Here is a 4,221-nt window from a genome sequence, read left to right as displayed (position 1 = left end):
TGTCCCCTTTAATTAGCAATCAAAACAAGAAATCAGTTCTTATTTTTTCAGCTCATGAATCACTGGAAGACCTTGGCCTGCTTCAAGCTCTTGAACATGCCAATCTAGACCAATTTCCGGCATAGTTGCTAGGAACGGATCTGGATTTAGCTGTTCCATGTTGAACACGCCTTTATCAGCCCATTCGCCACGGAAGAACTGAAGTGCAGCGGTAATCGCTGGAACACCAGTTGTGTAAGAGATCGCTTGGTGCTCTACGTCTTCGTAAGCCACTTCGTGGTCTGCGTTATTGTAGATGAATACGCTACGCTCTTTACCATCTTTCTTACCTTGAACCCAAGTACCGATACACGTTAAACCAGTGTAACCCGGAGCTAGAGATGTTGGATCCGGTAGTAGTGCTTTAAGAACATGCAGAGGCTGAACCACAGTACCATCGTGCAGTGTTAGCGGATCTGGGCTAAGAAGACCGATATCACGCATGCAGTTGAAGTAGTTCAAGTATGCATCACCAAAGCCCATCCAAAATTCGATACGCTTGGCTGGGATGAACTCTTTCATTGAACGAACTTCATCGTGCGCCATTGAGTAAACTTTGTGAGAACCACAGTTCGGGAATTCAAACTCAAGCATACGAGAGTGACAAGGTACTTGTTTCCACTCTTCATTTTCCCAGTAGAAAGAATCGCCTTGGATCTCAAGCATGTTGGTTTCTGGGTCAAAGTTTGTCGCAAACTTCTTGCCGTGGTCACCAGCATTCACATCCATTACATCAATTGAGTCAATCTCATCGAACAAGTGCTTAACCGCGTATGCAGCAAAGATTGATACCACACCTGGATCGAAACCAGCACCAAGAATACCTGTGATGCCTGCTTCAGCGAACTTCTCACGGTAGCCCCACTGCCAATCGTAAGCTTGTGGTACTTGTTGACCTTCAGAACATAGGTCAACCGCTACCGATGTATCTAGGTAAGATACTTTAGATTGGTAACACGCTTCCATGATCGCCATGTTTACCCAAGGAGGACCAGCGTTGATAACTAGATCAGGCTTAACTTCTTTAATCAAAGCAACAAGCGCATCAACATCGTCAGCGTCTACTGAACGTGCTTCTAGTTTCTTAGTTAAATCTTTAAGGTTGTTTTTACCTTTAATCGATTCGATGATTTTTTCACATTTCGCGATTGTGCGCGAAGCGATTGTGATATCACCCAGTACTTCGTTATTTTGTGCTGCTTTATGTGCAACAACCCAACCAACGCCGCCTGCACCAATTTGTAGAATAGCCATAGTATTAATTACCCTTGTTGTTCTGCTAGCTCAGTGGCTAGAGTTTGAATTTTGTTAATTAGAGATTTGAAATCTGATGTCTTTAGGCACGGATTCAAGATAGTGAATTTAAGCGCACTCTTACCATCCACGACCGTTTCACCGAGTACTGCAACACCACGAGTCAGCGCTTCCAGTCTTAGCATTTGATTCAATTTGTCTAAATCTAGCTCGCCGTTTGCTGACGGCTTAGATCGGAACAGCACAGTCGAAAGTGACGGCTCAGCAAGTAGCTCAAAATCGTCATGCTTCTGAATCAAATCGGCAACTTGAAGCGTCTGCTCAAGAAGATGGTCGTACATATCGCCCAACTGCTTTGGACCGACACTTTGCATGGTCATGAAGACTTTCAGTGCATCGAAGCGCTTGGTGGTCGCAATAGACTTATCGACCAGATTAGGTAGCTCATCGTGCTCACGATTCAAGTAATCTGCGTGATGCAGTAAGTACTTAAAGTTCGCTTTGTCTTTGAGCAACACCGCACCACAGCTGATTGTTTGATAGAACAATTTGTGGAAATCGACGCTCACTGAGTCTGCTTTTTCGATGCCTTGTAGACGAGCTTTATGGCTACTTAAAATAAGTGCGCCACCGTAAGCACTGTCGACATGGAACCAAAGATCTTGCTGACTTGCGATTTCTGCAATCGCATCAAGGTCATCGATAGCACCATGATCGGTTGTGCCCGCAGTACCAATCACAGCAAAAGGAATCAGACCTTGTGCTTTCAGTGCTTTCACTTCTGCGTCTAGCAAGTCAGGCTTGATAGTGCCGTTTGCATTGGTATCAACACAGCACACTGCCGCTTCGCCTAGCCCTAGTAGAGAGGCTGACTTTTGAACCGTGAAGTGAGATTTCTTTGAACATAAGATACGCAGCTTGCTCGCGTATTCTGGTAAGCCAAGCTTTTGGATTGAGTGACCATTGTGCTTATCCGCAACCCAGTCTCTCGCAAGCAATAAACCCATTAGGTTACTTTGCGTGCCACCGCTAGTGAAAACACCGTCAGCTTGTGCGCCAAGTTGGTATTTGTCACACATCCAATCCACGACGCGCTGCTCAACATAAGTCGCAGCCGATGCTTGGTCCCATGAATCCATTGATTGATTCAATGCCGCGATAATCGATTCCGCTGCTACCGAAGCCATAAGAGGAGGAGTGTGAAGGTGTGCAATGCAATCTGGGTGTTGCACGAAGATGGAGTTTGCAGCGACAAGGTCTGCAGTACTATCTACAACATCAACCAAAGCGTGTTGATTGTTATCAAGGTCGACAGCATTGATAGCTGCTTCTAGCACTTTTGGATCTAAACCCGAATAAGGGGTTTCAACCTGTTCAAAAACCGCTTTCATCGCTTGAGTGGTTTGGTTCATCACGTTAGCAAATTCGTCGCTACCGCCTAAACCTGTATGGATGAAATGCTTGTTCCATTCTTGGTTTGCTTGTTCGCTTGAAGCTGGGTCTTGTTGTAAGCCACCACCAGCTGCGATGATCGCTTCTTCCATTACACGGAGTGCAAAGTCAATCTGCTCAAAAGAGATAATCATTGGCGGAAGGAAACGAATTACCGAGCCATCACGACCACCCTTTTCAACCATCAAGCCACGCTCTAACGCTGCTCGTTGAATCGCTAGGGTTAGTTCGCCGTCTGATTGTGGTTCGCCAAACTTGTTAAGCTCACCATTTGGTTGTTTGATCTCAGCACCGAGCATCAGGCCTTTACCACGAACTTCAGCAATACAGCTAACGCGTGATTGAATATTCTCAAGCCCGTGACGTAAATATTGGCCTGCGATGTTCGCGTGCTCAACTAAGCCATCTCGTTCGATGATCTCCAACGCCTTAGCGCCAGAGACCATTGCTAATTGGTTACCACGGAATGTACCGGTGTGCTCACCCGCTTTCCATGTATCAATGCTCTTATCGAACACAAGCAGCGACATAGGCAGTCCGCCACCAATCGCTTTAGATAAACATAAGATATCTGGATTAACACCAGACTCTTCAAACGCAAATCGATGGCCAGTTTTGCCCACACCACACTGAATCTCATCAAAAATCAGTAGGATGCCGTGCTCATCACAGATGCGACGTAGGCCTTGTAACCAAGATGCTGGAGCAGGAATCACACCGCCCTCACCTTGCACAGGCTCAACGATCATCGCCGCCGGTTTCATGATGCCAGACTCGTCATCATTCAACATACGTTCGATGTAACGAATGCTCGCGTTAGCACCCGCTTCACCACCAATACCAAACGGGCAGCGTAGGTTGTATGGGAAAGGCATGAAGTGCACATCAGACATCAAGCCGCTACGACGCTCTTTAGTGCCGAGGTTACCCATCATACCCATGGTGCCGTTCGTCATACCATGGTAAGCACCACGGAAAGCAAACATGGTGTTGCGACCTGTGGTTTGCTTGGCGAGCTTGATCGCCGCTTCCACAGCGTCAGCGCCAGATGGGCCACAGAATTGAAGAACCGAGTTATTTGAAAAGTCTTGAGGAAGAAAAGCTTTAACTCGCTTGATAAACGTCTCTTTTGCTTGAGTCGTGATATCAAGTGTTTGGTATGGCAAACCAGAATCGAGTTGGTCTTTAAGTGCTTGGTTAATCTCAGGGTGGTTGTAACCCAGAGAAAGTGTACCTGCACCGGCTAAGCAATCGAGAAAGAGTTGGCCACGAGTATCTTCAACTAAAGCGCCACATGCTCGTTTAATAGCAATAGGCAGGCGTCTTGGGTAAGAGCGAACATCCGACTCATGCTGTTCTTGCTCTAGCAAAATAGCGTCAGGTGTTAGGTCGTACGTTCCCTCTAAGATAGGAACCATAGTTGAAAATGAATTTGCGATAGTATTGATATCGACTTCAAAGGCGGTAGTCATAAAA

2 protein-coding genes are annotated in these 4,221 nt (G+C 46.3%); both read right to left on the bottom strand.

Translation table 11 applies throughout. The annotated features are described in order from the left end of the window. Positions 1 to 39: 39 nt before the first annotated feature. Positions 40 to 1,293: a carboxynorspermidine synthase gene (locus AB4307_RS21675; RefSeq protein ID WP_372133500.1), complete on the bottom strand. Its 1,254-nt coding sequence runs from the start codon at positions 1,291 to 1,293 to the stop codon at positions 40 to 42. Between the two features lie 8 nt (positions 1,294 to 1,301). Next, positions 1,302 to 4,221 (bottom strand): pyridoxal phosphate-dependent class III aminotransferase (locus AB4307_RS21670; RefSeq protein WP_372133497.1); only part of this gene is annotated, 2,920 nt, incomplete at its 5' end.

This window comes from Vibrio sp. 10N.261.52.C2, assembly GCF_041471425.1.
Taxonomy (GTDB): Bacteria; Pseudomonadota; Gammaproteobacteria; order Enterobacterales; family Vibrionaceae; genus Vibrio; species Vibrio crassostreae_C.
The sequence above is the reverse complement of the archived record's forward strand: the minus strand, read 5'-3'. Positions and strand labels throughout refer to the sequence as shown.